Origin of the sequence: Robiginitalea sp. (assembly GCF_049588695.1) — a bacterium.
Classification (GTDB): Bacteria; Bacteroidota; Bacteroidia; order Flavobacteriales; family Flavobacteriaceae; genus Robiginitalea.
Genome location: NZ_JBAVZJ010000051.1, coordinates 1 through 1,805 on the forward strand (window position 1 = coordinate 1; position 1,805 = coordinate 1,805).

Annotated in this window: 1 protein-coding gene and 1 pseudogene; both read right to left on the bottom strand. The window is 47.5% G+C overall.

The annotated features are described in order from the left end of the window. Positions 1 to 278: pseudogene (locus tag WBV75_RS00995) on the bottom strand (RNA polymerase factor sigma-54); the annotation flags it as partial. A 43-nt stretch (positions 279 to 321) separates the two neighbouring features. Next, positions 322 to 1,755, bottom strand: a complete 1,434-nt coding sequence (gene asnS / locus WBV75_RS01000) for an asparagine--tRNA ligase (RefSeq protein ID WP_424118800.1) — start codon at positions 1,753 to 1,755, stop codon at positions 322 to 324. Between the last annotated feature and the right edge of the window lie 50 nt (positions 1,756 to 1,805).

Sequence of the window (1,805 nt, forward strand, 5' to 3'; positions counted from 1 at the left end):
CGATAATCAGGAATTTCATCGTCACTGAGGTATTCGTCGATATTAATGTCTTCTGTATCGATGACCTCGTTCTCATTACCCGTCTCATAGGTATCCTGAAATTCTTCATCTGAATTTTCCGATTCCAGGCGTCCGGCCTCCAGGGCCGGGTTTTCTTCAAGTTCCTGCTTCAACCGCTGCTCAAAAGCCTGAGTAGGCAGCTGAATAAGTTTCATAAGCTGTATCTGTTGGGGAGACAGCTTTTGTGAAAGCTTAAACTGAAGGTGTTGCTTGAGCATAAATGAATGCGCGTTGGGTCTTCTTAAATTTACGGATTTCCCCTTAGAATTCTGCGTTTTGAGGTGTGCGTGGAAATGGGATGACATCCCTGATGTTACCCATCCCGGTAGCGAATTGGACCAGGCGCTCGAATCCGAGTCCGAATCCACTATGCACGACAGTGCCAAATTTTCTCAGATCGAGATACCACCAGAGCTCTTTTTCATCCACCCCAAGTTGCTTCATTTTCTCTTTCAGCACGTCGAGGCGTTCCTCCCGCTGAGATCCACCCACAATCTCTCCGATTCCCGGAAAGAGGATATCCATGGCCCGCACGGTTTCTCCGTCTTCGTTCAGGCGCATATAAAAGGCCTTTATTTTAGCGGGATAATTAAAGAGAATCACCGGGCAGTTGAAGTGTTTTTCAACCAGATACCGCTCGTGCTCACTTTGCAAGTCGGTTCCCCAGGTATCAATCGGATAGGTAAATCGCTTCTTTTTATTGGGTTTGCTGTTTCTCAGGATCTCAATAGCCTCTGTGTAGGTCACTCGTTTGAAAGGCTGATCGGTGACAAAGCGCAGTTTCTCAATCAATGGCATTTGTGAGCGCTCTGCCTGCGGCTTTGATTTTTCTTCGTCCAAAAGCCGTTTTTCAAGAAATTCAAGGTCTTCCATGCAGTGCTCCAAAACATAGCGCAACACATTTTGAATAAAGTCTTCCGCCAAATCCATATTGGCATCCAGGTCGTAAAATGCCATTTCCGGCTCAATCATCCAAAACTCCGCAAGGTGGCGTGAAGTGTTTGAATTCTCAGCCCTGAATGTAGGGCCGAAGGAATACACTTTTCCGAGCCCCATGGCGTAGGCTTCTGCTTCCAACTGCCCGGATACGGTCAGATTTGTTTCCTTTCCAAAAAAGTCCTGCCCAAAATCGACAGTCCCATCATCCGATAAGGGTGGAGACTTTGGATCGAGGGTGCTTACCCGGAACATTTCCCCTGCTCCTTCCGCATCGGACCCCGTTATAATAGGAGCGTGAAAATTGTAAAACCCGTTGGAGGTAAAATATTGATGGACGGCGAATGAGACCGCAGAACGAATCCTCATCACAGCGCCGAAAGTGTTCGTGCGAATCCTTAAATGCGCTTGTTCCCTCAGGAACTCCATGGTGTGTTTTTTGGGTTGTATGGGATATTTGTCCGGATCAGCATCCCCAAGGATGTCCAAAGCGCTTACCTGCAATTCAAAACGCTGGCCCCGGCCCTGGCTCTCAACCAGGGTGCCCCTGAGGCGAAGGGCAGAACCTGTAGTTATCCTTTTCAAAAGGTCTGGATCCAATGTTTCAAAATCGACAACGCATTGGAGGTTATTCAGGGTGGAACCATCGTTCAGAGCGATAAAACGGTTGCTTCTGAAGGTGCGTACCCATCCGGAAACTTCGTGTTCCTGAAGTAATTTGGGATCCTGGAATACCGCTTTAACAGTTGTTTTATACATAGGGCAGTTGCGCTGGGTTTTACGGGGCAAAGATACATTATTGAGGTAAA

Bases quoted from the DNA above. Each gene is read 5' to 3' on its own strand.
- asnS (WP_424118800.1), bottom strand. From the start codon at position 1,755: ATGTATAAAACAACTGTTAAAGCGGTATTCCAGGATCCCAAATTACTT.